Source organism: Nocardia sp. 852002-20019_SCH5090214 (assembly GCF_001665865.1).
GTDB lineage: Bacteria > Actinomycetota > Actinomycetes > Mycobacteriales > Mycobacteriaceae > Nocardia > Nocardia nova.
Map to the genome: position 1 here is coordinate 1 of NZ_LZMK01000451.1, position 768 is coordinate 768.

At 68.8% G+C, this 768-nt stretch carries 1 protein-coding gene; it reads right to left on the reverse strand.

The features are described 5' to 3' along the window. Nucleotides 1-579: 579 nt before the first annotated feature. A partial coding sequence (locus A5780_RS41625; protein WP_197521968.1) for a hypothetical protein occupies nucleotides 580-768 on the reverse strand: 189 nt, incomplete at its 5' end.

Sequence of the window (768 nt, forward strand, 5' to 3'; positions counted from 1 at the left end):
CTGCTGCTGCACCAGATCGGTGGTCTTCCGGTGCCTTTCCACGTCACCGGGTTTCCGCACTGAAGACACGACCGGGAGGCGACCATACGGCCAGGCTACAAGTTTCTTCCGGACGAAACTCCCCCTCTGACACGCCGTGGTGCAAGAGGTGTGACCGGAAAATGGGACCGGAAGGAAGGAGGTTGGGCAGGTGCGGTTGCCCCGCGCATCATGTGCCTCACCCGTCCCAACCGGAAACCACAAAGACAGGAAACATCGCACTGCGCTCAGGGGCTCTGCGGCTCGGCGGCCGTACCCCATTTCGGGTACCGGACCCGCACCCCGGTCCGACCGGGCTCCGGCCGGTGGCCATGGCGGGGGTTGCGGACGGCCCTATGCTGAGCGGTGCCGGGCCCGGCCAGGCAGATCGGAACTCTCGGGGCCGGGCCCGGACCAGAATCGTCGTCAGCCGCGGTTGCGGTGCTCGGTTCGGTCAGTTGCAGGAGGCTGCGAACGGATAGCACGGCGGTGCCGGCGGCGGCGCGGCCGGTGCCGGTGCCACCTGCTGGGGCGCGACCGCAATCCGCACTTCCACGGCTATCACAGCACCTCGCCGACGCCGATCCTTGCCGTCCTCGGCGCGGTGGTGGGTGGTGTGGTCCTGCTGCTGGTGGTGCTGGCTCTCACCCACGCCCATCCCACCCGCACCGACGACACCGCGCCGGTGAGCACCGCGCCCGCGGTCGCGCCCCAGCAGGTGGCACCGGCACATGTGTATAAGATACAGGC